The sequence below is a fragment of the Streptomyces sp. XY431 genome, from assembly GCF_001279805.1.
In the GTDB taxonomy this organism is placed as follows: Bacteria; Actinomycetota; Actinomycetes; order Streptomycetales; family Streptomycetaceae; genus Kitasatospora; species Kitasatospora purpeofusca.
This window is the reverse complement of sequence record NZ_LGDO01000469.1, coordinates 16,839-43,130: the sequence shown is the minus strand read 5'-3', so window position 1 is coordinate 43,130 and position 26,292 is coordinate 16,839. Positions and strand designations below refer to the sequence as shown.

Genomic DNA, 26,292 nt, shown 5'->3' with positions numbered 1-26,292 from the left:
ACCCGGCGGGGCGGGCGCCGCGTCGTTCCCGGCGTCCCCGCCCACCGGCCGGGCCGGGGCACCGGGCCCGGAACGACGGAGCGGCGCCGGCGGACGGTCCTCCGTCCACCGGCGCCGCTCGGCACCGACCGCTCGCGCCGCCTCAGCGGGAGGCGCGGAGCTCCGGCACCTCGATCTGCTCGGTCTCGTCGTGCGGGGTCAGGTCGACCACCTCGGGGGCGGCCGGCCGGCCGACCTGGGGCAGCACCTGGGTCCGCTCCTCGGCGGCCTCCGGGGCCACGGAGGCCGCCGGCTCCTGCACCGCGTCCGGCACCTGGGTCGGTATCTGCGTCCGGGCCTGGGCCTGGGCCTGCGCCTGGGCGGCGACCACCTCGTCCCCCACCACGTCCGCGAGGTCGGCCCGCTCGCCGAGCTCCGCGACACTGCCCACCACCGGCGTCGGTGCGGCCGGCCGGACCCCGGCACCGGTACCGGCCCCCCGGCCGAAGAAGCTGAAGCCCTGGGGCCGCGCGGTCGCGGGCACCGCCGGGCGCGGCCGCTGCCGCTCGGCCGGCCGCACCGGCTGCGCCGCCGGCGCCCCGCCGAGCTGTCCCACGGTCGCCGTCAGCACCGGCCGGGCCGGCGCGGCGGGAACGGGCGTGGCCCCACCGGACGCGGACGGCGCGGACGGCGCCGTCGCGGGCGCGGGCACCCCGGGAGCGACCGGAGCCGGCACCACCGGCGCCACTCGCCCAGGCGCCCGCTCGGGCACCGGCGAGGGCACCGGCGCGGACGTCGTCGCGGGCGCCGTACGGGCCCGCAGCGCGACCTCCGCACCCGCCGCACGCTCCCGCTCTGCGGCGCGCTCCGCCTCCCGCCGGGCCTCCCGCTCCCGCTGCGCCTCCTGCTGCGCCGCCCGCCGCCCCAGCTGCCGCAGCACGGCCCCGGCACGGACGAAGGCGGCCGGACTGGCCGGGTACTTGGGGCGGCTCGCGGCCAGGGCCCGCTGGGTCGCCTCGGCCTCCTTGAGCGCCTGCTCGGCGACCATCACGGCCCGCTCCTTGAGCAGCCGGGCGATCTCCGTCTCGGCCTTCGCCAGCCGGGACTTCTCGGCGGTCAGCCGGCGCCCGAACCTGGTCGCCCGCTCCTCGGCCACCTCGGCCGCGTACTCCGCCTCGGCGAGCTGCTCCTCGAACCGCTCCTCGGCCCGCAGCCGCTGCGCCGCGGAGAGCTCGGCCGCCGCCCGGGCGGCCCGGTCGCGCTGCCGCAGCAGCACGGCGAAGCCGAGCGTCGCGAGCACCGCGGCGGCGCCCACCGAGCGCACCAGCACGGTGTCCTGACTGAACAGCAGCGCTCCCAGCGCGGCGACGAGGAGCACGCCGGCGGCGGTGGGGGGGAAGACCCGGCCGAGGACGGAGGAATGACGATGGCGTCCGCGAGACATGCCAAGAAACTAGCGTGCGAATTGGGGCCGTGTCAGCCCAGGGTCGGCTTCGGCCCTTGACACCGTGCCGGATCGACCGGACGCCTCCGGGAAATCACCCCAGGTCACCGGAACGGGGCCGGTCAGCGGGGGGTGGCCGCAGGCCCGTGCGCACCCGGGTCGTCGTGGTTCTCCGGCAGCCGGCAGATGTGCTGCAGCCAGAGCGCCGCCGCGATCACGGCCACGCCCGCCAGCACCGCGAGCCCGGCGGTGATCGCCTGGTCCTTGCGGGCCGGCACGTCCAGTTCGCCCAGCAGCTGGATCCCGGCGCCCGCGTAGATCCCGGTGACCACCGCCGACACCAGCGCGCTGGCCTGGCCGAGCACCACCGCGCGGGCCGCGCCCAGCGGGTCCACCCGCTTCGCGCCGGGCTGCCGCTCGCGCGCCGCCTTCAGCCGCGAGCGCAGCGAGAGCGCGGTCGCCAGCAGGATCACCGCCACCGCGGCCAGCACCACCGGTGCCGCGCCCGGCACCGCGGGCAGCGTGTCCAGGGAGGCCCAGAGCTTGGCACCGGCCCAGGACAGCGCCGTCGTGACGACGGTGATGCCGACCAGCAGACGGAGGCGAAGCAGCTTCACTCGGACGGGGTCCTTTCCCGGGCGGCGGGCGACGGGCGACACATGGCGGGCGACGACGGAACCGCCCGCCCCGGAGCTCCGGTGCGGCGGCGTCAGGCCACCGTACCGGGCCCGGCCCGGAGGGGTCCCCGGACCGGTGCCGACACCATGGGTACGCCCGGCGGCCCCGCGCGAGTTCCCCGGCCCGCCCGGCCCGGGAGCCGCGCCCGCGGCGCGGGTCTACTCCGGCAGGGTCAGCCGGATGTCCTCGCGGCGCCGGACACCCTGGGCGTCCGGGCCGCCGAGGGCCGCCAGCAGCTCGCCGACCGGCCCGTGCCCGGGCACCTCCGCCTCCGGCTGGGCGTCCAGCCACGGGGCGAGCACGAAGGCGCGCTCGTGCGAGCGCGGGTGCGGCAGCAGCAGCTCCGGGTCCTCGCTGACGACGCCCTCGTAGGCCAGGATGTCGACGTCCAGGGTGCGCGGGCCCCAGTGGACGGTGCGGACCCGGCCGAAGGCGTCCTCGATCGCGTTGCCGCGCTCCAGCAGGTCGCGGGGCGGCAGCGTGGTGCGGAGCACGACCACCGCGTTGTAGTACGCGGGCTGCTCGGAGGGGCCGCCCACGGCGTCCGTCTCGTACACGGCGGAGACGGCCTTGATCCTGAGCCCGGGCGTGTCCGCGAGGGCGTCCACGGCCCCCTGGAGGGTGTCCAGGCGGTTGCCGAGGTTGGAGCCGAGGGCGATCACGGCGCAGCGCTGGCTGTGCAGGGTGGTGTCGGCCGAGTCGACCCGCTGCTCCAGGTCGAAGGTGCTCGGCGCGGCGGTCGGGTCACTGGTGGTCATCGCACTTCCCCTAGGGCTGAGACGGGCCGCGCTGCGGCGGGCACCGGACACGCGGTACGGATCACCCGCGGGCCCGGTGGATGGTCACGGTCACGTCGTCGAACGGCACGGTGATCGGCGCGTCCGGCTTGTGCACGGTCACCTCGACCTCCTGCACCGGCTCGTGCTTCAGGCACTGGTCCGCGATCCGCTGGGCCAGGGTCTCGATCAGCTCGACCGGCTCGCCGGCGATGATCGCGGTGACCTCCTCGGCCACGATGCCGTAGTGCGCCGTGCGGGTCAGGTCGTCGCCGGCGGCGGCGGGACGGGTGTCCAGGAACAGCACCAGGTCGACCACGAAGGTCTGGCCCTCGGCCCGCTCACGCTCGAAAACACCGTGGTGGCCGCGGGCACGCAGGCCCCGCAGAGTGACGCGGTCCAGCAAACGAATCACTGCTCCAAGTCGGACGGGCCCCACCCGGACGAGAACGGCGGGCAGGGCGGAGACGGGCGTCGCGCCCGCCGCTGACCTTTTTGAATCTACCCGCGCGCGCCGACAACACCCGACCGTCCTACCCGGCACGAACCGTCGCCACGCACGCCGCATTGGCGATTGACGTGAACGTTCGGTGACCTGCCGGGAATTCCCCGGCCACCGGCCGGGGCCGTTTTCCCCGGATTTCCGGCCGGATCCCGGAATCAGTCCTCGTCGTCCTCGTCGGCGCTGGTCAGAACGGGTGAACCGTGGTGCGACCACAGTTTCCACCCGGCCGGAGTGCGCCGGAAGAGATTGGTCGACACGACCTTTCCGCCGACCAGCGGACCGAGCTCGCCCTCCTCCTCCGCCTCGCCGCCGGAAAGGATGTTCTCGGTGCACGTGACAAGGGCCACATCGCCCTGCACCTCCGCCTCCTCGTCGGTGAGGATGAACTGGATGTACTCGGTGTTCGCCATGATCAGCATGTAGGAGCGGGTCACCTGGGCCCGCCCGCGCAGCACCGGCCACCCCGGGTGGACGCAGACCACGCCCCCCTTGTCGTCCGCCTCGCCCGCGCCCAGCCAGGCGTCCTCGACCGCCTCCTGGTCGCCGTTCTCCAGTGCCTCGTAGAGCGCGCGGTTGGCCTCCAGGGCCGCCTCGCGGTCCGCCTCGGTGGACCGTCGGCCCGCTGTCTCCCCGCTCAACCTGCCGTCACCTGCCATGACCCTCCCGTCTTCGCCGAACGCTCACCCCTGCCGGGCCGCGCGCTGCCAGGCCGCGACCACGCGGACGGCATCCGCCGTCCCGGACACGTCGTGCACCCGCACCGCCCAGGCCCCGGCCTCCGCCGACAGCACCGACACCGCGGCGGTGGCGTCGTCGCGCTCCCGGGCCGGGCGCAGTTCCCCGGTTTCCGGGTCGGCCAGCAGCGTACCCAGGAACCGCTTGCGCGATGCGGCCACCAGGACGGGACGACGGAGCGCGGTGAGGGCGTCGAGCCGGCCGAGCAGCGCCCAGTTGTGCTCGGCGGTCTTCGCGAAGCCGAGCCCCGGGTCGAGGATCAGCTGCCGCTCGTCGACCCCGTCGGCGACCAGCGCGTCCACCCGGGCGGTGAGCTCGCCGACCACGTCGGCGACCACGTCGTCGTAGACGGCCAGCCGGTCCATGTCGGCGGACTGCCCGCGCCAGTGCATCACCACGAAGGGCACGCCGGTCGCGGCCACCACCCGGGCCATCGCGGGGTCGGCCAGCCCCCCGGAGACGTCGTTGACGAGCAGCGCGCCGGCCTCCACCGCCCGCTCGGCCACCGAGGCCCGCATGGTGTCGACGGAGACCGCGACCCCGGCGGCGGCCAGCTCCCGCACCACCGGGACGACCCGGCGCAGCTCCTCCTCCTCCGGCACCCGCTGCGACCCCGGCCGGGTGGACTCGCCGCCGACGTCGACCAGGTCGGCGCCCCTGGCGCGCAGCGCGAGGCCGTGGGCGATCGCCTTGGCGGGGTCGTGCCACAGGCCGCCGTCCGAGAAGGAGTCGGGGGTCACGTTGACCACGCCCATGACCGCGCAGCGGTCCAGCCGCGGCAGTCCGGAGGGCAACGAGTAGGGCACCGAATTGCTCATGCCCCCATTATCCGGTGGCCAGGACCGGGCCACCCGGCGCCCGCCCCCCGGCCCGGACCGCACCCGCCCCGGGCCCGGGCCGCCCCTGTCCCGGACAGCGGGCCGGCCCCCGCCGAGGAGCGTCCTCGACGGGGGCCGGCGGCCGTGCGCCCGGCTCAGGCGGCCTCGGTGACCTCCGGCCTGGCCCCGGCCGGCAGCAGCCCCTGGCGCCGCGGCTTGCGGCCGAAGCGCGGCATGCCGAGGGTGATGAAGGCCTCCGCCTGCATCGCCGCGAAGCCGATCCTGGGCAGGTCCCTGGTGTTCGGGAAGACCAGGAAGCGCGGCTCCCACTCCGGCTGGAACTTCGCGTTGAACTTGTACAGCGACTCGATCTGGAACCAGCGCGACAGGAACACCAGCAGCCCGCGCCAGGCGCGCAGCACCGGTCCCGCGCCGATCCGCTCGCCGCGCGCGAGCGCCGAACGGAACATCGCGAAGTTCAGCGACACCCGGCGCACCCCCATCGCCGGGACGGCCTGGAGCGCGGCGACGATCAGCAGCTCGTTCAGGCCCGGGTCGGCCGCCCGGTCACGGCGCATCAGCTCCAGCGAGATGCCGTCCTCGCCCCAGGGCACGAAGTGCAGCACCGCCTTGAGGTCGTCGCCGCTCTCGCCCTCCTCCGGCGCCTTGTGGGCGGTGACCACCACGCAGGCGTCGTCGCCCGGCTCGCCGAACCGTCCGAGCGCCATCGAGAAGCCGCGCTCGGTGTCGGTGCCGCGCCAGCGGGCCGCCGCGTCGGCGATCCGCTGCCGCTCCTCCCAGCCGAGCTCGGAGACCCGGCGGACCTGGCAGGAGTAGCCGTTGCGCTCGATCCGCTTGACCATCTGACGGACGTTGCGCATGGCCCGCCCGGCGAGCGAGAAGGAGGCCGTGTCGACGATCGCCTCGTCACCCAGCTCCAGCGCGTCCAGCCCCGCCTCCCGGGTCCAGACCTCGCCGCCGACCTCGCTGCAGCCCATCACGGCCGGCACCCAGGCGTGCTCGCGGGCCTCGGCCATGAACACCTTGATCGCGCCCGGCCAGGCCTCGACGTCACCGACCGGGTCGCCGGAGGCCAGCATCACGCCGGACACCACCCGGTAGGAGATCGCCGCCTTGCCGGTGGGCGAGAACAGCACGCTCTTGTCCCGGCGCAGCGCGAAGTAGCCGAGCGAGTCCCGCTCGCCGTGCCGCTCCAGCAGGGCCCGGACCCGCTCCTCGTCCTCGGCGGTCAGCTCCGGCTTCGGCTTCTCCGGCCGCAGGGCGAGGTAGGTGGTGGTGAAGGCGGTGATCAGACCCATCGCGCCGAGCAGGTACCCGACCAGGTCCTCCATCCGGTCCGAGTTGTAGTGCACCGGCCCCTCGAAGCCGAACAGCCCGTAGAGGACGTGCTCCAGCCGCTGGTCCAGGCCCGGGTGCCCCAGCTCGTACTTGGTCCGGGTACTGACGATCAGCAGGCCGATCAGCACGCTCACGGCGCCCAGGACGACCAGGTTGACCACCGCGCGCCAGCGGGTGCGGGGGTCGGCCTTGGCGTAGAACTCGCGCCGGTGGACCAGCATGACCACGAACAGCACCAGTGAGATGACCGCCGGGCCGAGCTGGTGCCAGCGCAGCAGGTGCAGCGCCGCGCCCACCGGCAGCAGCACGCACACCACCCGCCAGGCGCGCCGCTTGCGCCGGCGCAGCGCGTGCGCGAGCAGCACCAGGAGCAGGCCGATCATCAGGGTGCCGGCCGCGGCCAGCGTCGTGGTGCCGCCCGGCAGCTGCCCGGCGAAGGTGTGCACCTTGGTGTGCCGGAGCTTGGGGAACACCGCACTGGCGATGTCGACCAGTCCGATCAGCAGACAGGCGTAGCCGACCGCACCCGGGAGCCAGGCCCTCGGAACGGCGGCCGCTTGGGTACGAAGCGTCTGCAGGCCGCGACGGCGCTGCGGCTGCTCGGGGCTCGGCTCAACGGACACGGGAACGCTCATGGGGGTTCAGCGTAGAGGCTGTCGCGGGGTGTCCGGTCACTCCCGGGCGGGAGCCGTGATGGACCTTCATGCGTTTTCCTTCATCTGGCAAGACGCACACCAAGGAACCGGCAACGAAGGGTAAACCGGCGCCCCGGGGGCGCTGCGAATTGAGCCGAGGGGTGGGTGCCGGGGGCCCCTCACCGCGTGGCGCGACGAGCCCCCGCGTACGTGCTACGTACGGTGGACGCCGCATTTTAGGGCGTCGGTTGCGCGCGAGCGCCACCGGGATCCCGGTCCCGCCCCGGCGTCCGGACAGCCTAGCCGCGGTGGCCCGGGCTGACGCACCGCCAGACGATGAAACCTGCACTGTCAGTGTCCCACCGGAAGGCCGACAGCATGGAACTGACCAGCGACGCGCTGATGAACTCGCTGCTTGCCCTGGGTTCGGCCGCGCTCGTGATCACCCTGTGGCTGTGGCCGCGGCTGGCCAGGCAGCGCCCACTCCCGGTGCTCGGCCGGGTCGGCCTGTTGACGGTGACTCAGGTCGTGCTGGTGTCGGTGCTGGCGCTCAGCGTCAACAACTCTTTCGGGTTCTACACCTCCTGGGACGACCTACTCGGCTCCGGCGGCACCAAGCTCGCCCTCACCAGCAACGAGAACCACAAGGGTGGTGCGCCGGTCGGCGACGCGCTGGTCCAGCCGACCAACGAGGGCGGCCTGGAGACGGTCGGGGACCTGCCCAAGGGGCCGCCCGAGGAGGTCGGCAGGGTCGAGTCGGTCCGGATCACCGGCAAGGAGACCGGACTGTCCGACCAGATGTTCGTCTACCTGCCGCCGGAGTACTTCGACCCCAAGCTCGCCCTCACCCGGTTCCCGGTGATGCTGGCGATCGCCGGCTACCCGGGTATCACGGTCAATCTGATGAAGGAGCTGCCGGTCGTCCAGCAGGCGGTGGAGCTCCAGCGGGCCGGCAAGATGCAGCCGACCATCGTGGTGCTGTCCCGCCCGACCCTCAACCCGCCGCGGAACACCGAGTGCGTGGACGTCGCCGGCGGGCCCCGCACCGAGACCTGGTTCACCAAGGACGTCCCCGAGGCGCTGCACTCCGCCTACCGGATCGGCCGCTCCCCCGCCTCCTGGGCCGTCTTCGGCTACTCGACCGGGGGCAGCTGCGCGTTCCGGCTGGCGATGCGCTTCCCGAACGTGTTCGGCGTCACGGCCGGACTGCACGGCGACGTCAAGGTCGTCGAGGACCAGTTCACCGGCGGCAGCCTGTTCGGCGGGGACCGGACGCTGACCGAGCAGAGCGACCTCACCTGGCGGCTGCAGAACCTGCCCGCCCCGCCGCTGTCGATGCTGGTGGTCTCCACCCGCAAGGAGGCCGACTACCCGCAGACGGTCCAGTTCGTCGAGCTGGCCCAGCAGGTGGCCGCCGGCAATCCGCAGTTCCAGGTGGAGTCGATGTACCTGGACGACGGCGGCCACAACTTCGAAAGCTGGATCCGCGAGCTGCCGGCCACACTGGAATGGGTGGGCCACCACCTCGGCTAGGGCGTGCCGCTAGGACACCTGGGTGATTACCGGCGGGTCGGGCGCAGCACGGGCCGCCGCGGGGGACGTATCGCGACCGCCCCGGCCGGCCGACGGCCGGGGCGGTCCCTGATCCGGGCAGGAGGCCCCATGCTCAGCACCCGATCGCTCTTCGAGGCGATCTACCGGAACGACGAGGCCTACCAGTTGTTCTGCAGCATCGCCGCCGGCGGCGAGGACCAGGGCGGCTGGGAGAACGAGCGGATCACCGAACTCACCCGTGACCCGGTCCTCGCCCCGAAGATCGCCCGGCACGGCGCCGACGAGCGCAAGCACGGCCGGATCTTCACCCAGCTGCTGCACAAGCGCGGCCTGCCGAAGGTCGACGTCCCCGCCGAGGCCGACTACTGCATGCTGCTGGAGCGGCAGGGCGTCGGTCTCGCCCACGAGCGGCTCACCACCGACATCCCGCTGACCGATCGCGAGATCATCACCTATCTGGCGCACAGCCGGGTGACCGAGCAGCGGGCGGCCGAGCAGATGCGCCAGCTGGTCAAGGTGTACGGGGACAACCCCGACCTCGGCCGGGCGATGCGGATGATCTCGGCGGACGAGGACAACCACCTCGCCTACTGCCACGAGGAGCTGCTGCGGCTGTCCGCGGAGGGCCACGGGCCGTACATCCGGCACGTCCTGGAGACCTGCGCCCGGGGCGAGATCCGCACCCACCGGGACGTCGGGCTCGCGGTGACGTCCCGGATGGCGCGGATCCTCGCCTGGCCGCGCTGGCAGCTGGCCGTGGTCACGGCCGGCCTGCACGCGCTCTACCTCTACGACCTGCTGTACGGCTGGCGGCGGATGGTGCGGCTGCGGATGCCCGCCCGGCGCAACGCGCTGGGCACCCCGGCTCCGCCGCACACCGGGCCCGAGCCGCTCTGAGCGGCCCCCCGGCCGCCCGTGCGAGGCTGTCGCGACCCGGTCAGCGCCCGATGATGAGGCTCATCGCCTCGGCCCGGGAGGCCGGGTCGCGCAGCTGCCCGCGCACGCAGGAGGTGATGGTCTTGGCGCCGGGCTTGCGGATGCCCCGCATCGACATGCACATGTGCTCGCACTCCACGACCACGATCGCGCCGCGCGGCTCCAGGATCCGCATCAGCGCGTCGGCGACCTGGCTGGTGAGCCGCTCCTGCACCTGCGGCCGGCGGGCGTAGACGTCGACCAGCCGGGCCAGCTTGGACAGGCCGGTGATCTTGCCGCTGGGGGACGGGATGTACCCGACGTGCGCGACACCCCGGAACGGCACCAGGTGGTGCTCGCAGACGGAGGTCAGCTCGATGTCCTTGACCAGCACCATCTCGTCGTGACCGAGGTCGAAGGTGGTGGTCAGGACGTCCTCGGGCTCCTGCCAGAGGCCCGCGAATATCTCCTTGTAGGCCCGCGCCACCCGGGCGGGGGTTTCCAGCAGGCCCTCGCGGTCCGGGTCCTCACCGACCGCGAGCAGGAGTTCACGGATCGCGTTCTCGGCCCGCTTCTGGTCGAACGTGCCGACGGTGGGCGGACCGTCGAGCGTCACCGGGTCGATCATGCGGGCCTCGCTAACTCGTTGGCGAACACGGGGTTGAACAGCACGGATGCCGCGCCTCCAGGGTACAAACCCCGGTGACGCGGCATCCATTCCGGCGGCTGCCGGAGGTTCGTCAGCCCTCCGCGGGCGGCTCGACCGGCAGCTGCGGAAGCTTGACCACGTCGGCCGGAGCGGCCTCGGTGGCGGAGGCGCCGTTGGTGAGCGCCAGCTCCTTGGGCGACTGGACCGGCGGGCGGGTGGACGGCGTCCGACGGGCGGAGCCGGTCCAGGCCGGACGGGTCGGGCGCTTGACGATCGGCGCGAAGATCTCGGCGATCTGCTCCTTGTTGAGGGTCTCCTTCTCGAGGAGCTCCAGGACCAGGTTGTCGAGCACGTCGCGGTTCTCGACCAGGATCTCCCAGGCCTCGTTGTGCGCGCTCTCGATGAGCTTCTTGACCTCTTCGTCGACCAGCCCGGCGACCTCTTCCGAGTAGTCGCGCTGGTGGCCCATCTCACGGCCCAGGAACGGCTCCGAGTTGTCGCTGCCGAACTTGATGGCACCGAGGCGCTCGGTCATGCCGTACTGGGTGACCATGGCCCGCGCGGTGGCGGTGGCCTTCTCGATGTCGTTGGAGGCACCGGTGGTCGGGTCGTGGAAGACCAGCTCCTCCGCCGCGCGCCCGCCCAGCATGTAGGCCAGCTGGTCGAGCATCTCGTTGCGGGTGGTGGAGTACTTGTCCTCCTCCGGCAGCACCATGGTGTAGCCGAGGGCCCGGCCGCGGGACAGGATGGTGATCTTGTGCACCGGGTCGCTGTACTGGCAGGCCGCCGCGACCAGGGCGTGACCGCCCTCGTGGTACGCGGTGATCTTCTTCTCCCGGTCGGACATGATCCGCGTGCGCTTCTGCGGACCCGCCACGACGCGGTCGATGGCCTCGTCCAGGATGTTGTTGTCGATCAGCTTCTTGTCCGAGCGGGCGGTCAGCAGCGCCGCCTCGTTCAGGACGTTCGACAGATCGGCACCGGTGAAGCCGGGGGTGCGCTTGGCGACGGCCGAGAGGTCGACGTCGGGCGCGATCGGCTTGCCCTTCTGGTGCACCTTGAGGATGTCCAGACGGCCCTGGAGGTCGGGACGCTCGACCGCGATCTGACGGTCGAAGCGGCCCGGACGCAGCAGCGCCGGGTCCAGGATGTCCGGGCGGTTGGTGGCGGCGATCAGGATGACGCCGCCCTTGACGTCGAAGCCGTCCATCTCGACCAGCAGCTGGTTGAGGGTCTGCTCGCGCTCGTCGTGGCCGCCGCCGAGGCCCGCACCGCGGTGCCGGCCGACGGCGTCGATCTCGTCGACGAAGACGATCGCCGGGGCGTTCGCCTTGGCCTGCTCGAAGAGGTCGCGGACGCGGCTGGCGCCGACACCGACGAACATCTCGACGAAGTCGGAACCCGAGATCGAGTAGAACGGCACCCCGGCCTCGCCCGCGACGGCACGCGCCAGCAGGGTCTTGCCGGTCCCGGGCGGGCCGTAGAGCAGCACACCCTTGGGGATCTTGGCGCCGACGGCCTGGAACTTGGCCGGCTCCTGGAGGAACTCCTTGATCTCGTGGAGCTCCTCGACCGCCTCGTCCGCGCCTGCGACGTCGGAGAAGGTGGTCTTCGGGGTGTCCTTGGTGAGCAGCTTCGCCTTGGACTTGCCGAACTGCATGACGCGCGAGCCGCCGCCCTGCATCTGGTTCATCAGGAAGAGGAAGACCAGCACGATGATCACGATCGGCAGCATCGACAGCAGCAGGCTGACGAGGGTGCTCTGCTTCTCGGGGCTGATGGTGTAGCCCTCGGTCAGCGTGCTCTGGTCGTTGTCGTTGATCTGGGCCTGCAGCTTGTCGGCGATGCCGACGCCCTGGTCCCCGATGTAGGAGGCCTGGAACTTGCTGCCGGACTGCGGCTTGCCGGTGCCCACGGCAGGCAGCTTCGCGCCGTCCTTCAGCTGAATCTTGATCGTGTTCGAGTCACCCGTGGTGATCTGCGCCGACTTGACCTGCTTCGCGTCGATCGCTGCGACGACCTGCCCGGTGTCCACCGTCTTGTAGCCGTTCGAATCCGAAACGACCTGCATCAGCACGATGACGGCGAGGACGGCCAGCACGATCCACATGATCGGCGCACGGAAGTATCGCTTAACGTCCATCCATGCGGGGCGTTGCCGCCCCGTCCCTCCTGCCACTCAACGGCGCCGCGGGGCTGTGGGCCACCGGCGCATTCGGTCAGTCAGTGCTCATGTGAAGAGCGGTTTTATTGGACCGTACCGCAGTACGCCCCCCACGTGGCGGGAGCACGGCGATACGACGTTCTTCTATGGTCCCCCGATCCAACGGGCGGGAACAGGATCCTGTTCCCGCCCGTCGTCCGAACGGGTTCTCAGCCGCCGTAGACGTGCGGGGCGAGGGTGCCGATGAAGGGGAGGTTGCGCAGCTTCTCCGCGTAGTCGAGACCGTAGCCGACCACGAACTCATTGGGGATGTCGAAGCCGACGTACTTGACGTCGATCTCGACCTTGGCCGCGTCGGGCTTGCGCAGCAGGGTGCAGACCTCGAGCGAGGCCGGGCCGCGCGAGCCCAGGTTGCCGAGCAGCCAGGACAGCGTCAGACCGGAGTCGATGATGTCCTCGACGATCAGCACGTCACGGCCGGCGATGTCGGTGTCCAGGTCCTTCAGGATCCGCACCACACCGGAGGACTTGGTGCCCATCCCGTAGGAGGAGACCGCCATCCAGTCCATGGTCACCTGCGAGTGCAGGGCGCGGGCCAGGTCGGCCATGACCATCACGGCCCCCTTGAGGACGCCGACGATCAGCAGGTCCTTGCCTGCGTAGTCCCGGTCGATGCGCTCGGCCAGCTCCAGGAGCTTCGCGTCGATCTCGTCCTTGCTGATGAGCACCTTCGCGAGGTCAGCGCCCATGTCGTTCTGGTCCACCGGGGATACGTCCTCAAACGTGTCGGGGTCTGGATGGCCGGCGGCCGGCTCCCCCGGGCATGCCCGCCCGTCAGTCGCCCTGTCGCCGAAAGACCAGCGTGCCACACCGCCGGGTGGCTTCGACGCCCCCGGGTAGGTGCAGGGGTCCCTGACCCCGCCATCCGGTGACCAGCAGGTCGATCGTCTCCAGGTGCCGGGCGAAGAGGTCCCCGGCCGGACAGCCCGCCCGCAGCGCGGCCCGGCGCAGCACCCGGCGGCGCACGGCGGGGGGCAGCTCGGACAGTTTCCCGGCGTCCAGGGTGCCTTCGCCCGTCCGGATGTCGCGCTCGGCCAGCGCGGCCCACTGGTCGAGCGCGTCGGCGTCGTCGCGGAACAGCCGGGCGGTGCGGGCGAGGGCCTCGACCACGCCGCCGCCCAGGTGCTTCTCCAGCACCGGCAGCACCTCGTGGCGGACCCGGGAGCGGGTGTAGGCCGGGTCGCAGTTGTGCGGGTCGTCCCAGACCTGGATCGCCTGGGCGGAGCAGGCCTGCCGGGTGGCGGCCCGGTCGAGTTCCAGCAGCGGGCGGCGGTAGCGGCCCTTCTGGGCCGGCATACCGGCCAGCGAGCGGGCGCCGGACCCCCGGGCCAGGCCCAGCAGGACGGTCTCGGCCTGGTCGTCGCGGGTGTGGCCGAGCAGGACGGCGACCGCGCGGTGCCGCTCGGCGGCCGCGTCCAGGGCGGCGTACCTGGCGTCCCTGGCGGCGGCCTCGGGGCCGCCCTCGCGGCCGACCCGGACGGCGATCGCCTCGACCGGGTCGAGGCCGAGCTCGCGCAGCCGGTCGGCGACCTGGTCGGCCCGCTCGGCGGAGCCCGACTGGAGGCCGTGGTCGACGGTGACGGCGCCGACCCGCAGACCGATCTTGGGGGCCTCGAAGGCGGCGGCGATGGCGAGCGCCATGGAGTCCGCGCCGCCGCTGACGGCGACCAGGACCAGCGGCGAGCCGGGCGCGGCGGGGGTACGGGGCAGCCCGGACGGGTGGCGGTGGGCGTTGCCGATCAGCGTGGTGCCGACGGCGGCCGGCAGCGCGGCGGCGGCGACCGGCACGCCGGGGACGCGCTCGCGCGGCTCGCGGGCGGGCGCGGTGAAGGTGGAGCCGGCCTCGGCTGCGAGGTCGGCGAGGGTGCGGCGTACGGCCAGGCGTATCGCGGCTACAGCGGGGTGTGGGCCCACGGCGGACGACTCCTCGACGGAGGGGGGACAGGACTGCGGTGGGCGCGGCGGGGACCGCGCATCCATGAGCACCGTGTTACCGGGCGCTCACAGATGGTGGCAGAAAGGAGGCACCCGCTACGCCACCCGCGCCACCGGTACGACCACCGTCCCACGTTCGGGTGAATGAAGAAACGTATCTTCACCCGCCATGTGCACGACTGGACCACTCGTGCGAACGGATCCGACCGCCCCCGGTCCCGCCCGGACCGGGCCGTCGGCGGGCCGTCAGCGGGCCACCCGGGCGACCCAGGCGGCGGGGTCGTGGATCTCGTCCTTGGTCGGAAGGGTGTTCGGCGAGGTCCAGACCCGGTTGAAGCCCTCCATGCCGACCCGCTCGACCACGCCCCGGACGAAGACCGCGCCGTCCTGGTACTGGCGGAGCTTGGCGTCCATCCCGAGCAGTCGGCGCAGCACCAGGTCCAGCCGGTTGGCGCCGCGGTCCCGGCGTTGCTGGAACTTCTCCCGGATCTCGGCGACGCTCGGCACCACGGCCGGGCCCACGCCGTCCATCACCACGTCCGCGTGCCCCTCCAGCAGGGACATCACGGCGGTCAGCCGGCCGAGGATCTCCCGCTGGGCCGGCGACTGGACGATCTCCAGCAGGCCGGCCGACGGGGCGTCGCCGCCGCGGCCGCCGAGGCCGGGCAGGCCGGCGCCGAGCGAGCCGGCCGCGTCCCGCAGCCGCTCCACCAGCGCACCGGGGTCGACGTCCGTCTCGGCCAGGAAGGACTGCACCTCGGACTGGATGTGGTCGCGCAGCCAGGGCACCGCGGTGAACTGGGTGCGGTGGGTCTCCTCGTGCAGGCAGACCCAGAGCCGGAAGTCGGCCGGGTCGACGTCCAGCTCCCGCTCGACGTGGACGATGTTGGGCGCCACCAGCAGCAGCCGGCCCGGGCCTGGGCCCTCGGGGCCCAGCCGGGGCTTGTCGAACAGCGCGGCCGGGCTGTCCGGCGCCTCCAGCGAGGGTTCGGCCGGGGCGAAGGTCTCGTACTGGCCGAGCACCTTGGTGGAGAGGAAGGCCAGCAGCGCGCCGACCTCGATGCCGGTGGCCTTCTCCCCCACCGTGCCGAGCACGGCGGAGGCCGAACCGCCCGTCCGGCGCGCCTGGAGCTTCTCCACCAGCGGCTGGACGATGGTGCGGAAGCCCGCCACATTGGCCCGCACCCAGCCGGGCCGGTCCACGATCAGCACCGGGGTCGCGGCGGCCTCGGCCAGGCTGCTGGAGCGCATACCGGTGAACTCCCGGACGTGCTCCTCCGCCGCCAGGGCGTGCCGGCGCAGCTCGGCGACCACCGCGGCCGCCTCGGCCCGGCTCACCTCCGGCCCCGGCCGCACCAGCCTGGTCGCGGTCGCGACCGCGAGATTCCAGTCGACCATGTCGGCCCCGCCGCTCGCGCTCGTCATGCCATCACCGTACGTGCTCCCGTGCGCCTGGGGGAGCCGGAACGGCCGGTCAATGGCGGCCCGGTGGCCGACCCGTGGCCGCTCAGCGGCAGCCGCAGGCCGCCAGCCTGGCCACCACCCGGTCCATCGCGGCGCGGGCGGTGTCGACGGGGGCGCCGGTCCGGGTCATCAGGGCGAAGGCGAGCTGCCGCCCGTCGGCGTCCACCACGGTGCCCGCCAGGGTGTTGACGCCGCTGAGGCTGCCGGTCTTGGCCCGGACCAGGCCGGCCGCGTCGGCCGCCCCGGAGCCGGCGCCGAAGCGCTTGCCGAGGGTGCCGGTGAAGCCGGCGATCGGCAGGCCCGTCAGCACCGGACGCAACGTCGGGTGCTGCGCCGAGGCGGCCAGGGCGAGCAGCTTGACCAGGACCGCCGGCGGGATCGCGTTGCCGGGGTGCAGACCGCTGCCGTCGTTGAGCAGCACGCCGGTCATCGGCACGCCGAGCCGGGTGAGTTCCTGGGTGACGGCGGCGGCGGCGCCCTCGAAGGCGGCCGGCTGGTGGGCCGCGATCGCGGCCTGGCGGGCGATCGCCTCGGCGAGGGTGTTGTCGGAGGTGGTCAGCATCCGCTCGACCAGCCGGGCCATGGTGGGCGAGTCCACCCGGCCGAGCACGGGGGCGTCGGCGGCGGCCGGGGCGGCGGCGGCCTTCGCCTTGCCCTGGACGGTGACGCCCTGGGCCTTGAGCAGGTTGGCGAAGGACTCGGCGGCCGCGCCGGCCGGGTCGGTGACCCGGGCGGGGGCGTCGGCGAGGCTCTTCGGGTCGACCTTGCCCTCGTCCACCATCAGCGGCGTCACCGCGGCGATGTTCTCGCCGTCGTGGTTCTTGTGCAGCAGGGGGCCGGTGTAGAGCGAGACGTCGTAGTCGAGCACGACGGTGGTGGTACCGGCGGCCTTCAGCGCGGCGGCGGTCTGCCGGGCAAGCGCGTCCAGCGAGGCGGGGGCGGTGTCCGGGTCCGCGGGGACGCCGGCGACCTGCACCTGGTCGGCGGGGAGCGCGGTCAGCGTCGGGTCACCACCACCCACGAGGGTGATCCCGCCCGTCGCCGCGTTCTTGACGACCCGGGTGGCCAGCCGGGTGTCCGCCGGGATCAGCGAGAGGGCCGCGACCGAGGTGGCCAGCTTGGTGGTGGAGGCGGGGGTGGCGGCCGTGTTCTCCCCCTTGCCGTAAAGGAGTTGGCCGTCTGCGGCGTCCGCGACGGCGAGGCCGACGGTGCCGAGGTTCTGGTCGGTGAGCACGGTGGCGAGCGCCTGCTGGAGGCCCTGCGCGGTGGGCAGTCCGGCGCCCGGACCGGCCTCGGCGGCGGCCAGCACGGCACCGGCCGGGGCCGGCCGGGCGACGGCGGAGGGCTTGACGGAGGCGGAGGTGGACGCGGAGGCCGAGGCCGAGGCGGACGGCGAGGTCGATGCGGAGGCGGGCGCGGAGGCGGGCGGGGTGGACGGGGCAGTGGACGGCGGGGTGGTACCGGGGCGGGCGGAGGTGCTGCCCGAGCTCCCGGGTCGACCCGGCTCCTCGTTCCGGTCCCCCTTGTCGCCCTTGTCGTCCCGGTTCTCCTCGTCGCCCCTCCTGCCGTTGCCCTCGTCCTGGTCGCCCCGGGTGCCGCCGACCCCCGGGCCGCCCGGCGAGGCCGATCCGGACGGCGGCGCGGACGGCAGCGCGGACGCGCCTCCCGCCCCCAGCACCGTCGCGGCGACCAGCAACGACGCCCCGAACAGCCCTGCGGCCGTCCCCCCGCGCCGGCGCCCCGACCCAGCCCCTGCTCGCACCGACCCGGCCCCTTTCCTGAGCACTCACTCCCGTAGGAGACACTTGGATTCTGTCAGTCCCTACCTTGGAGGAACCGTTGGAGTTCGACGTCCTTATCGAAATCCCTAAGGGCTCTCGTAACAAGTACGAGGTCGACCACGAGACCGGTCGCCTTCGGCTCGACCGGATGCTCTTCACCTCGACCCGCTACCCGGCCGACTACGGCTACGTCGAGGGCACCCTGGCGGACGACGGTGACCCGCTGGACGCCCTGGTCATCCTGGACGAGCCGACCTTCCCCGGTTGCCTGATCAAGTGCCGTGTCATCGGCATGTTCAAGATGACCGACGAGGCCGGCGGCGACGACAAGCTGCTCTGCGTCCCGGCGACGGACCCGCGCTGGGAGCACCTGCAGGACATCCACCACGTGTCGGAGTTCGACCGTCTGGAGATCCAGCACTTCTTCGAGGTCTACAAGGACCTGGAGCCCGGCAAGTCCGTCGAGGGTGCCAACTGGGTCGGCCGCGCCGAGGCCGAGGCCGAGGTCACCGCGTCGATCAAGCGCCTGGCGGAGCAGGGCGGCCACTGAGCCGTCCTGCCCGTCTCGTTCGTCCGGCGGTCCGTCCGCCCGGGCGCTTCGAGGTAGGCGAGGCAGTCGAAGGCCGGGGTTCGCGGAGTACTTCCGCGGGCCCCGGCCTTCGCCGTTCCCGGGGCCGGGCGAGGATGGGTTCCCGACACCCTGTCGGCATGACAACGGATTAGGTTAGGCTAACCAAAGCAATCGGGGACGTACTCGACCACTGGAGGCCCGCATGTCCACGCCCGAGCAGCCCGTCGTCCCGTTCTCCACCGTGCTGCGCACCGCGAGCAGCGCCGAGCACGAGGCCGCCGAGCAGTCCTCGTTCATGAGCCACCTGCTCGGCGGGCACCTCGGGATCGAGGCCTACGCCGACCTCACCGGCCAGCTCTGGTTCGTCTACCGCGCCCTGGAGGAGCGGGCCGGGGAGCTGGCGGAGCACCCGGTGGCCGGGCCGTTCGTGGACAGCACGATCCTGCGCACCGCCGCCATCGAGCGCGACCTCGCCCACCTGCGGGGGCCGGACTGGCGCGAGGGCCTCGCCCCGCTGCCGGCCACCGCCGCGTACGTCGCCCGGCTGGAGGAGCTGGCCCGCGAGTGGCCGGCCGGCTGGATAGCGCACCACTACACCCGCTACCTCGGCGACCTCTCGGGCGGTCAGATCATCCGCGGCATCGCCGAGAAGACCTGGGGCTTCGAGCGCAAGGGTGACGGCGTGCGGTTCTACGTCTTCGAGCAGGTGGAGAACCCGGCCGCGTTCAAGCGCGACTACCGGGCCAAGCTGGACGCCGCCGGGCTGGCACTGGACGAGGTCGAGCGCCGCCGGGTGGTCGAGGAGTGCAAGCGCGCCTTCCGGCTGAACGGCGCGCTCTTCCAGGACCTGGACACCCGGTACCCGCTGAGCGCCTGAGCAGCTGGAACATCGAACGTCTCGGAGCAGGAAGTCGGCCGGTCCGACTCCCTGCTCCGAGGCGTTTCGCCGGGTTCTCCCGGGGACTCCGGCGCTGTGCGGCCGGGCCGGTTCCTGGTACTGATGGGGCGTGCGCTTTGACAACGTCCCGATACCGCCGTCCATCGATGCCAGGCCCCGCGATGTGCGCGGCTACCCCGTTCCGGCGATCACGCCGTGGGAGGGCGACCAACCCCAGTTCGCGCTGACGGACTACGGCCGCAGCGCCGACTGCGCGCGCGGGCGGCTCTGTTCGGTCTGCAACCGGCTGATGCCCAAGGGGCCCGTGTGGCGGGTGGTCGGCAAGACGGAGAGCGCCGCGATCGCCGAGGCACTGGCGGCCGGGCGGCCCTACCGCAATCTCTCCCCGACCCTGGAGGGCCCCGGCCACCGCGCGTGCATGCTCTACGCCTCAATGGTCTGCCCGTACCTGGCCCGGCCCAACGCGCGGCGCAGGCAGTCGGCCGAGCAGCCCGACGAGATGACCGGACATGTCGTCCGGGGCGCGGTGCGGGGTACGACGGGCGCCGTGGTGGGCTTCGCCGACTACGAGTACGGGATCACCGACACCCGGGTGCTGTTCCGCTTCATCGACGTGGTGGAGTTCCTGCCCCATGACAATGCGGACGAGCATCTCGCGGACCTGAGAACGGAGTTGGACCGCCTGGCCGGTAGCTGACCCGGCCGGGCGGTCCAACGGTGCTCGTACTCGGCGGCGTCAGCCGCGGTAGGCCGGCAGGCCGACCCGGCTGGTGACCACGGTGGGCTTGGCGGCACCGCTGACCGGGAGGGTGACGATGCCCTTGGGCGTCCGGGCCGCGATGGTCTTGCCGTCCGGCGAGAAGGTCGGCTGGGTGTAGTCGGTGGTGGCCTTGGGCGTGAGGTCCTTGACGACCTTGTCGTGCACGCCCTGCACGAAGAGGTGGTCGTGGCCCTGCACCGAGCGGACGAAGACGACGTCCTCGCCGTCGGGCGAGAGCGCGGGCTGGGAGCCCTTGGTCAGCACGTCGCTCTGCGAACGCAGGTAGTCGTCGTGGATGTAGACGGTGCCGGTGCCGGGGTTGGCGTAGACGGCGGTGCCCGCCTTGCTGCTCGCGTTCGGCCAGATGTTGCCCGTCTCCGGCAGGACAGGAGCGTCGACGCCGCCCGAAACGGACTTCTCGGTCGGCTGACCCTGGACCGCGGTGGCGGAAATGGTCTCCAGCCGGGAGACGCCGTTCTTCCTCGCGACGAAGACGATGTTGTTCCGGACCGGAAGCTCCGCCTCCGCGTAGCCCGGGATCGTCTGCCAGGTGGGGTGGTTCCAGTTCTGGCCGCCGGGGTTCTTGGCCACGGTGACCCGGTTGCCGCCGTCCGCGTCGGAGATGACGAGGTTGCCCGAACCGTCGATGAAGACGGCCTTGTTGCCGTCCGGGGACCAGGAGAGGTCACGCACGACGGTGCGGAAGTCGACCGTCTTGCCGTCGATCTGCACGTACCGGGTGCCGTTGCTGACGGTCAGCACGTTGTGCTTCAGCCCCTTCGCACCCGCGGCACCGAGCGAGGCGGCCTGGGCGGCCGGGCTGACGGTGGCCACGAGGCCGAGCGTCAGGGCGGCGACGGCGGCGAACTTCGCGGCGCGGGACGAGGACTTGCGGAACGAAAGGGCCTTGCTCATGATCGGTTGTCCCCCTGGAACGACGTGATGCTCGGATTCCGCACCAGAGCCGTGTCCACCGTCCCCGGCGGACTGTCGTCCGCTTGTTCGGCCCCTCGCTGCTCTGTGCGATGAGAGAAGCCTGTCAGCCGTCCTTCGCTGATCTGTGCGCCAACCGTCACGGATGTGAAACAGCGTCACACGATCTGCACAAATGCGACGGAGCAGGAGGTCGGAGCGGCCGACTTCCTGCTCCGAGGCGTTCATCGGGCTTTGTCGGAGGCGCCGTCCACGGGGGCGTGGGGCGCCCGGCACCCGCGGCAGGTGATCGGCGGCGGGGGCGGGCCGATCCTGAGTGCGGTGACGACGCCGGTGATCACGGTGGCGACGGCGAGGGCGAGGAGGGCGGCGAAGGCCGCACCGACGAGGAAGGTGGTCATGCCCGGGCCGCCTCGCGGAGGAGCGTGAGGAGGTTGAGGAGGGTGGCGACGGAGGTGTCGCCGAAGTCGACGAGGAGGCGGCCGTCGACGGTGGTGCCGTTGACGGCGGCCGAACCCCAGCGGATGCCGAAGGGCCGGCCCCGCTCGTGGAGTTCGCGGAGGAGGGACGTCACTTCGGGCTCGGTGTAGGTGCGGAGGTAGGGGTCGTGCGGTTCGAGGGGGGTGTTCACGCGGCGGCATCCAGCTCGAACCAGGCGACCTTGCCGGTTTTGGCGGGGTCGACGCCGAAGCGGTGGGTGAGGGCGCGCACGAGGTGGAGCCCGCGCCCCGAGAGGGAGTAGAGGTCGGCGGGGAGGGAGGGGGAGGGCAGGTCCGGGCGGTCGTCGCACACGGAGACCCGGAGCACGGCGGGCCGGAGGCAGACGAGGACGGAGGGCGCCTGGCAGCCCCCGTGCTGCCAGGCATTGATGTACAGCTCGTGAAAGGCGAGTTCGGCATCGTCGATGACGTCCGGCGGCCAGCCGGCCGAGAGGAGGGCGGCCCGGAGTTCGGCACGGGCGAGGGAGCAGTCGGGCGGGTTGAGGGCACGCATGACAGACCTCCGTGGGAGAGGCAGGGGGGAGGAGAAAGAGAAGAGGCATCAATGGTGCCAAACAGGCATAGTGCACCCAACACCTCACAGGCGGACAGTTGCTGACGATCCGTCCGATCCCTGTGAGGTAGACCATACGGCACATCGACTTAATTTTAGGTAGTTCTCTGAGAGATTCCCCCTCCCGGGGGACAGATGGCCTCGCCCTCAAGCTTCACGGCACACTGTGAGCACAGGACATCGAGAGGACGCCATGCCGGGCCGTCTGAACCCCACGCTTCGCCAGCGCCGCCTGGGTACCGAACTGCGAAGAATGCGCGAGCAGGCAGGACTCCGAGGTAGCGAACTCGCCCACTCGCTGGGCGTAAGCGCAGCCCAGGTGACACAGATGGAGAACGGAAAGACCAGCGTCAACGCAGACCGACTGCGCACGATCGCAGCGGCATGCAAGTGTGCCAACGAGCCGCTCATCGAAGCTCTGATCGACTTCACCGTGCCACGCTCGAAGGGCTGGTGGGAGCGGTACCAGGGGAAGCTGCCGACGGGCTTCCTCGAGGTTGCGGAGATGGAAGCACATGCCTTGAAGATCTACACCTGGGCCACCACATACGTTCCGGGTCTTCAGCAGACTGGCGCCTACGCCTCTGCAGTCTTCGGTCGCATCTCGCCACCGCTGCCGCAGCGCGACATCGACACCAGGACGGCGTTCCGATCTCAACGCCAGCAAGCTCTCCGATCCGGCGGAACGGCACACGTGTCCTTCATCCACGAAGCAGCTCTGAGAATGCAGTTCGGCGGCCGGAAGGTCCTTGCCGAGCAACTCGACAGCCTGGTCAAGGACTCCGAGGCCGGGACCAGCTCAGTGAGAGTGGTCCCGTTCGACATGGACACCTTCCCTGGTGCAGGGGAGAACATCATGTTCGCCGAAGGGCCGGTTCCGGAGCTCGCAACGCTACAAATGGACACAGCCCAGGGCGTTCTGTTCTTCGACGCTCCAGCAGATCTGGCCAGTCACCGGGCAACCTTTGCTCACCTGAGCGCCCTTGCACTGTCCGACGACGAGTCGCGCACATTCATTCGATCCATCAGGGGCCAACATGAGTAAGTCCATATGGCAGAAGTCCAGCTTCAGCGGCGCGTCCAACGAGTGCATCGAAGTACGGGTCTCGGATGAACTGGTCGAACTCCGGGAGTCCGACGACGGCGACGTCGTCCTCCACACCTACCCGGCCGCCTTCGCCGACCTCCTCGGCACCATCAAGGCCGGGAAACTCGACCACCACGCATAACCACTGTGGCCCTCGCTCGGATCGAGCGAGGGCCACAGCATTTACCGACCAAAGAATCAGGCGCTGAGGGAGGCGCGGCGGCGGGCCAGGGCGGTGGCCCCACCACCGAGCAGCAGCAGGCCGGCGGCGGTCGCCAGCAGCGGTACCACCGGGGTGTCGGAACCGGTCGAGGCCAGCACGCCGCCACCACCGAGCGACGACGAGCCGCTGCCGGTGGTGGTGAGGGACGCACCACCCACCGTGCTGCCCGAACCGGTACCCGTGCCGGTCCCGGTACCACTACCGGTACCACCGGCCGCACCGCCGGTGGTCGTGCCCGCGCCACCGGCCGAGCCGCCGGTCGGCAGCTGGGCGTTCTTGTCGAAGGCCAGCGACACAGTCACCGGGTCGAGCGCCTCGCCCGCCTTGTAGTTGGCGAAGGCCGGCACACCCTCGGCGGTCAGCTTGGCCGGGACGGCGTTCAGCGTCACCACACCGTTGACCGGGGCGAGGCTCGCCTTGGAGAGGTCCAGCTCGGCGATCCGGGCGCCGGACAGCGTGCTCGTCTTCCCGTCCAGGGACTTGGCGTTGACGTCGGCGGTCAGGAACGCGCCGTCCTTGTCGATGCTCAGGCCCAGCTTGGAGAAGGTGGTGTCCAGCTGGTACCCGCCGCCCTCGCCCGGGTGGCCGAGGAAGCGCACCGAGCCGGCGAAGCCCGCCGAGAGCGCGTGGGTCTTGGTGTTGTACGCGCCCTTGGCACCGGCGAACCGGTAGTCGGCCGCACCGCCCGCGAACTCGACCTTGCCGTTGGCCACCGGGCTCTGCAGGTACTTGCGGAAGCTCTCCTTGACCTGCCAGTCCAGGGTGCCGTTGACGACGGCGAGTTCACCGGTACCGGCGGTCGGCGCGGTGGACGGGCTGCCGGTCGCGGAGGGCGACTTGGTCGCGCTCGGCGAACCGGTGGCGGTGGGCGAGGAGGTCGCGGTCGGGCTGCCGGTCGCGGTGGGCGAGGCGGTGGCCGTCGGGGAAGCGGTGGCCGTCGGCGAGGCCGTGGCGGTCGGCGAGGCGGTCGCCGTCGGGCTGCCGGTGGCGGTCGGCGTGGCGGTGGCCGTGGGGGTCTGCGTCGGCGTGGCGGTCGGGGACGGCGTGGCCGGGCTCTGCTTGAGCAGCAGCGACAGCGGGTCCATGTCCGACCCGGCCGCGTAGAAGCCGGCGAAGGCCTTGGCGCCCTCCTCGGTCAGCTTCGCCGCCGTCGGCCCGCCGTTGGTGGTGTCCCGGCCGACCGTGAAGGTCACCAGCGGGACGTCCTCGCGCCGGGTGACCTCGGGAGCGCCCACCGCCTCCTTGGACGCGGTGTCGGCGGTGAGCGTGCCGGTCGTCCCGGCGGTGGTGATCCTCAGGTCGCTCAGACCCACGTCCAGCGCGCCGTGGTGGGCGGTGAACCGCACGCCGCCGGTGAAGGCGGAGGTCAGCGCGTGGGCGCCCAGGTCGTAGCTGGCGCTCGCCAGCCCGAAGTGGAAGCTGCCGTCGGCGTTGGTGGTCGCGCCGCCGCTCAGCTCCACCGCGCCCTGGCCGACCGGCCCGGTGACGTAGCTCCGGAAGCTGGCCTTGACCCCCCAGTCCAGCGAGCCGGTGTCGTAGGTGACACTGCTCGGCGCTCCGGCGCCGAAGGCCAGGACCGGGGCGCCGAAGGCGGTCAGGCCGAGGCCGGCGGTGACGGCGGCCAGGGCGGCCATCCGGGTGCGGTTGCGGGACATGGGGGGTCTCCGTTCGGTGAGCGGGGAAGCGGAAGGGATTCAGGCCGCGTCGGCGGGGGTGGCGCGACGACGGCGGCGGAGCACGAACAGACCGGTGGTCACGGCCAGCGCGACGGCGAGCAGGCCACCGCCGACCAGGGCCGCCGTCGGGACACCGCCCGAGTCACCGGCGTCCGCGGCGACCGGCGCCGCAGGCGTGCTGGGCGGAGCGGTGGTGGCCGACGGGGTCGGCGCGACCGCCGGGGCGCTGCCGAGGTCCGGCAGCGGCGGGAGCGCGGCCGCCGGGTCGAGCGCGACGGCGAAGCTCAGCGGGTCCATCGCGGTGCCCGCCGGGTAGAGGCCGCCGAAGGCCTTCCCGCCCGGTTCGGTGAGCGTGAGCGGGAGTTCGACGGCCTTGAGCAGGCCGCCCTCGGTGGTCAGCCCGGCCGGGTCGAAGGTGCCCAGCTCGACACCGGTGAGCTGCTGGGTGGCACCGTCCGGGGTGCGGCCGGAGACGTCGGCGCGCAGCACGCCCTTGCCGTCGGCCACGGTGACGGCGGTGTTGGCCAGGGTGAGGTCCAGGCCGTAACTGTCGCCGCTCTTCAGCCCGGTGAAGCGGACGCTGCCGGTGAAGGCGGCGGTGAGCGCGCCGGTGGCCGGGTCGTAGCTGCCCTTTGCGGGCGTCCAGCGGTAGAACGCGCCGCCGTCGGCCGCGCCGCCGGAGGTCTCCCAGCGGCCCTGGGCGATGGTGCCGGTGACGTAGTCGCGGAAGGTCCGGCGCACGCCCCAGTCGAGCGCGCCGTTGGCGAACTCGGTGGCGGGGGCGGCCGGCGGGGTGGCGGCCGGACTGGTCGGCGCGGCCGGAGCGGTCGTGCTCGGCGCGGGCACCGCCGGGGCCGGGGCGGACGGCGTCGTGGCGGACGGGGAAGCAGCGGACGGGGAAGCAGCCGCCGACGGCGTCGAAGTGGGCTGCGCTGCCGGAAGGTTGACCGAGAGGCTGACCGGGTCGAGGGCCGTCCCGGCGGTGTAGAAGCCGCCGAAGGCCTTGGCCCCCGCCTCGGTCAGGGTCGCCGGGACGTTGCCGAGCGTCAGGGTCCCGGCCGCGCCGCGCAGGTCGACACCGGCCAGCGAGAGCTCGGCCAGCTTGGCCTGGCTCGCGTTGCTGACCTGCCCGGTCTCCCGGGACTTGCTGCTGACGTCCGCGTACAGCCCGGCCGTGCCGCCCGCGGCGGCCCGGAAGGTGAGCCGGCCGATGCTCAGGTCGAGCGCGTTCGCGCCGTTCTCCTGGTGCCCGGTGAACCGGACCCCGCCCGAGAACGCGGCCGTCAGCGCGCCGTTCGCCGGGTCGTACGAACCGGTGGCCGAGTGGAACCGGAAGCCGCTGCCCGACACCGTGGCCGCTCCGCCGGTGAGCGCCCAACTGCCCTTGGCGATGGGGCCGGTGACGTAGGTCAGGAAGGACTGCTTGATCCCCCAGTCCAGCCGCCCGCCGGACACCTTGCCCTCGGCCGCCACCGCCTGGCCGGGGAGGACCACAACGGTCAGCAGGGCCGCCAGGGCGGTCACCAGGGCGGCGGCCGTGCGGCGGAGCCGATGGGGCAGAGGCACGCGGATCACTCCTCGGCGCGACGGGGAAGGGCAGGTGGAAATCGGGGTCGGCGCAGCACAGACCCCCTTGCGGG

At 72.5% G+C, this 26,292-nt stretch carries 26 protein-coding genes; 7 read left to right on the top strand and 19 right to left on the bottom strand.

Annotated elements, in window-relative coordinates; translation table 11 throughout:
* Positions 1–142: 142 nt before the first annotated feature.
* The 7 genes from ADK60_RS29635 to ADK60_RS29605 all read right to left on the bottom strand — a co-directional run bounded on the left by ADK60_RS29635 (position 143) and on the right by ADK60_RS29605 (position 6,929).
* Positions 143–1,423 carry a hypothetical protein gene (locus ADK60_RS29635; RefSeq protein ID WP_159400639.1) on the bottom strand — a complete coding sequence of 427 codons (1,281 nt, stop codon included), beginning with the start codon at positions 1,421–1,423 and terminating at the stop codon, positions 143–145.
* Positions 1,424–1,545: 122 nt separating this feature from the next.
* A complete protein-coding gene (locus ADK60_RS29630; RefSeq protein ID WP_045939012.1) occupies positions 1,546–2,040 on the bottom strand; it encodes a DUF3180 domain-containing protein in 495 nt (164 codons plus the stop codon).
* Positions 2,041–2,259: 219 nt separating this feature from the next.
* On the bottom strand, positions 2,260–2,859 hold the full coding sequence (gene folK, locus ADK60_RS29625) for a 2-amino-4-hydroxy-6-hydroxymethyldihydropteridine diphosphokinase (RefSeq protein ID WP_045939011.1): 600 nt from the start codon (positions 2,857–2,859) through the stop codon (positions 2,260–2,262).
* Positions 2,860–2,920: 61 nt separating this feature from the next.
* Entirely contained in the window at positions 2,921–3,280 is a 360-nt protein-coding gene (gene folB / locus ADK60_RS29620; protein ID WP_045939025.1) for a dihydroneopterin aldolase, read from the bottom strand.
* A 257-nt stretch (positions 3,281–3,537) separates the two neighbouring features.
* On the bottom strand, positions 3,538–4,038 hold the full coding sequence (locus ADK60_RS29615) for a nuclear transport factor 2 family protein (RefSeq protein WP_078896323.1): 501 nt from the start codon (positions 4,036–4,038) through the stop codon (positions 3,538–3,540).
* 24 nt (positions 4,039–4,062) lie between these two features.
* Positions 4,063–4,935, bottom strand: coding sequence for a dihydropteroate synthase (gene folP, locus ADK60_RS29610; protein ID WP_045939009.1), 873 nt, complete (start codon positions 4,933–4,935; stop codon positions 4,063–4,065).
* Between the two features lie 155 nt (positions 4,936–5,090).
* Positions 5,091–6,929 carry a phosphatidylglycerol lysyltransferase domain-containing protein gene (locus ADK60_RS29605; protein WP_078896322.1) on the bottom strand — a complete coding sequence of 613 codons (1,839 nt, stop codon included), beginning with the start codon at positions 6,927–6,929 and terminating at the stop codon, positions 5,091–5,093.
* Between the two features lie 378 nt (positions 6,930–7,307).
* Here ADK60_RS29605 and ADK60_RS29600 point away from each other — a divergent pair, with 378 nt between their 5' ends.
* Both ADK60_RS29600 and ADK60_RS29595 read left to right on the top strand, forming a co-directional pair.
* A complete protein-coding gene (locus tag ADK60_RS29600) occupies positions 7,308–8,462 on the top strand; it encodes an alpha/beta hydrolase (RefSeq protein WP_045939023.1) in 1,155 nt (384 codons plus the stop codon).
* A gap of 129 nt (positions 8,463–8,591) precedes the next feature.
* A complete protein-coding gene (locus tag ADK60_RS29595; protein ID WP_053649966.1) occupies positions 8,592–9,380 on the top strand; it encodes a ferritin-like domain-containing protein in 789 nt (262 codons plus the stop codon).
* Between the two features lie 40 nt (positions 9,381–9,420).
* On the opposite strand, the gene folE is transcribed toward ADK60_RS29595, so the two are convergent.
* From folE to dacB, 6 genes are all read right to left on the bottom strand, one after another.
* Positions 9,421–10,026 carry a GTP cyclohydrolase I FolE gene (gene folE, locus ADK60_RS29590; protein WP_045939007.1) on the bottom strand — a complete coding sequence of 202 codons (606 nt, stop codon included), beginning with the start codon at positions 10,024–10,026 and terminating at the stop codon, positions 9,421–9,423.
* Positions 10,027–10,138: 112 nt separating this feature from the next.
* Positions 10,139–12,190: an ATP-dependent zinc metalloprotease FtsH gene (ftsH, locus tag ADK60_RS29585; protein WP_045939006.1), complete on the bottom strand. Its 2,052-nt coding sequence runs from the start codon at positions 12,188–12,190 to the stop codon at positions 10,139–10,141.
* 230 nt (positions 12,191–12,420) lie between these two features.
* A complete protein-coding gene (hpt, locus tag ADK60_RS29580; protein ID WP_030059589.1) occupies positions 12,421–12,975 on the bottom strand; it encodes a hypoxanthine phosphoribosyltransferase in 555 nt (184 codons plus the stop codon).
* 70 nt (positions 12,976–13,045) lie between these two features.
* Positions 13,046–14,185 (bottom strand): tRNA lysidine(34) synthetase TilS, encoded by a 1,140-nt coding sequence (gene tilS / locus ADK60_RS29575; protein ID WP_045939005.1) that lies wholly within the window; start codon positions 14,183–14,185, stop codon positions 13,046–13,048.
* A 267-nt stretch (positions 14,186–14,452) separates the two neighbouring features.
* On the bottom strand, positions 14,453–15,631 hold the full coding sequence (locus ADK60_RS29570; RefSeq protein ID WP_045939004.1) for an Rv3626c family coenzyme F420 biosynthesis-associated protein: 1,179 nt from the start codon (positions 15,629–15,631) through the stop codon (positions 14,453–14,455).
* Between the two features lie 82 nt (positions 15,632–15,713).
* The gene (gene dacB, locus ADK60_RS29565) at positions 15,714–17,432 is read right to left on the bottom strand and encodes a D-alanyl-D-alanine carboxypeptidase/D-alanyl-D-alanine endopeptidase (RefSeq protein WP_159400638.1); all 1,719 of its coding nucleotides are present in this window, start codon (positions 17,430–17,432) and stop codon (positions 15,714–15,716) included.
* A gap of 77 nt (positions 17,433–17,509) precedes the next feature.
* Between dacB and ADK60_RS29560 the strand changes: the two genes are divergently transcribed.
* The 3 genes from ADK60_RS29560 to ADK60_RS29550 all read left to right on the top strand — a co-directional run bounded on the left by ADK60_RS29560 (position 17,510) and on the right by ADK60_RS29550 (position 19,617).
* A complete protein-coding gene (locus tag ADK60_RS29560) occupies positions 17,510–18,001 on the top strand; it encodes an inorganic diphosphatase (protein ID WP_030397564.1) in 492 nt (163 codons plus the stop codon).
* Between the two features lie 223 nt (positions 18,002–18,224).
* Positions 18,225–18,899, top strand: coding sequence for a biliverdin-producing heme oxygenase (locus tag ADK60_RS29555; protein ID WP_053649962.1), 675 nt, complete (start codon positions 18,225–18,227; stop codon positions 18,897–18,899).
* A gap of 130 nt (positions 18,900–19,029) precedes the next feature.
* On the top strand, positions 19,030–19,617 hold the full coding sequence (locus tag ADK60_RS29550) for a hypothetical protein (RefSeq protein WP_053649960.1): 588 nt from the start codon (positions 19,030–19,032) through the stop codon (positions 19,615–19,617).
* Positions 19,618–19,656: 39 nt separating this feature from the next.
* Here the strand turns inward: ADK60_RS29550 and ADK60_RS29545 are convergent, their stop codons facing one another.
* From ADK60_RS29545 to ADK60_RS29535, 4 genes are all read right to left on the bottom strand, one after another.
* Positions 19,657–20,595, bottom strand: a complete 939-nt coding sequence (locus ADK60_RS29545) for a TolB family protein (protein WP_053649953.1) — start codon at positions 20,593–20,595, stop codon at positions 19,657–19,659.
* Positions 20,596–20,837: 242 nt separating this feature from the next.
* Positions 20,838–21,014 carry a hypothetical protein gene (locus ADK60_RS45140; RefSeq protein WP_159400637.1) on the bottom strand — a complete coding sequence of 59 codons (177 nt, stop codon included), beginning with the start codon at positions 21,012–21,014 and terminating at the stop codon, positions 20,838–20,840.
* Complete coding sequence (locus ADK60_RS29540) at positions 21,011–21,244, bottom strand: hypothetical protein (RefSeq protein ID WP_053649951.1); 234 nt, start codon at positions 21,242–21,244, stop codon at positions 21,011–21,013. Before ADK60_RS29540 ends, ADK60_RS45140 begins: the two co-directional genes overlap by 4 nt.
* Positions 21,241–21,606, bottom strand: coding sequence for an ATP-binding protein (locus ADK60_RS29535; RefSeq protein WP_053649950.1), 366 nt, complete (start codon positions 21,604–21,606; stop codon positions 21,241–21,243). The genes ADK60_RS29540 and ADK60_RS29535 overlap by 4 nt, the downstream gene beginning before the upstream one ends.
* Positions 21,607–21,859: 253 nt before the next feature.
* Here ADK60_RS29535 and ADK60_RS29530 point away from each other — a divergent pair, with 253 nt between their 5' ends.
* On the top strand, positions 21,860–22,711 hold the full coding sequence (locus tag ADK60_RS29530) for a helix-turn-helix domain-containing protein (protein WP_079008775.1): 852 nt from the start codon (positions 21,860–21,862) through the stop codon (positions 22,709–22,711).
* Complete coding sequence (locus ADK60_RS29525) at positions 22,704–22,895, top strand: DUF397 domain-containing protein (RefSeq protein ID WP_053649946.1); 192 nt, start codon at positions 22,704–22,706, stop codon at positions 22,893–22,895. Before ADK60_RS29530 ends, ADK60_RS29525 begins: the two co-directional genes overlap by 8 nt.
* A gap of 56 nt (positions 22,896–22,951) precedes the next feature.
* Here ADK60_RS29525 and ADK60_RS29520 read toward each other — a convergent pair whose 3' ends face one another.
* Both ADK60_RS29520 and ADK60_RS29515 read right to left on the bottom strand, forming a co-directional pair.
* A complete protein-coding gene (locus ADK60_RS29520) occupies positions 22,952–24,631 on the bottom strand; it encodes an HtaA domain-containing protein (RefSeq protein WP_053649944.1) in 1,680 nt (559 codons plus the stop codon).
* Positions 24,632–24,670: 39 nt separating this feature from the next.
* Positions 24,671–26,218 carry an HtaA domain-containing protein gene (locus ADK60_RS29515; protein ID WP_063783292.1) on the bottom strand — a complete coding sequence of 516 codons (1,548 nt, stop codon included), beginning with the start codon at positions 26,216–26,218 and terminating at the stop codon, positions 24,671–24,673.
* Positions 26,219–26,292: the final 74 nt, after the last annotated feature.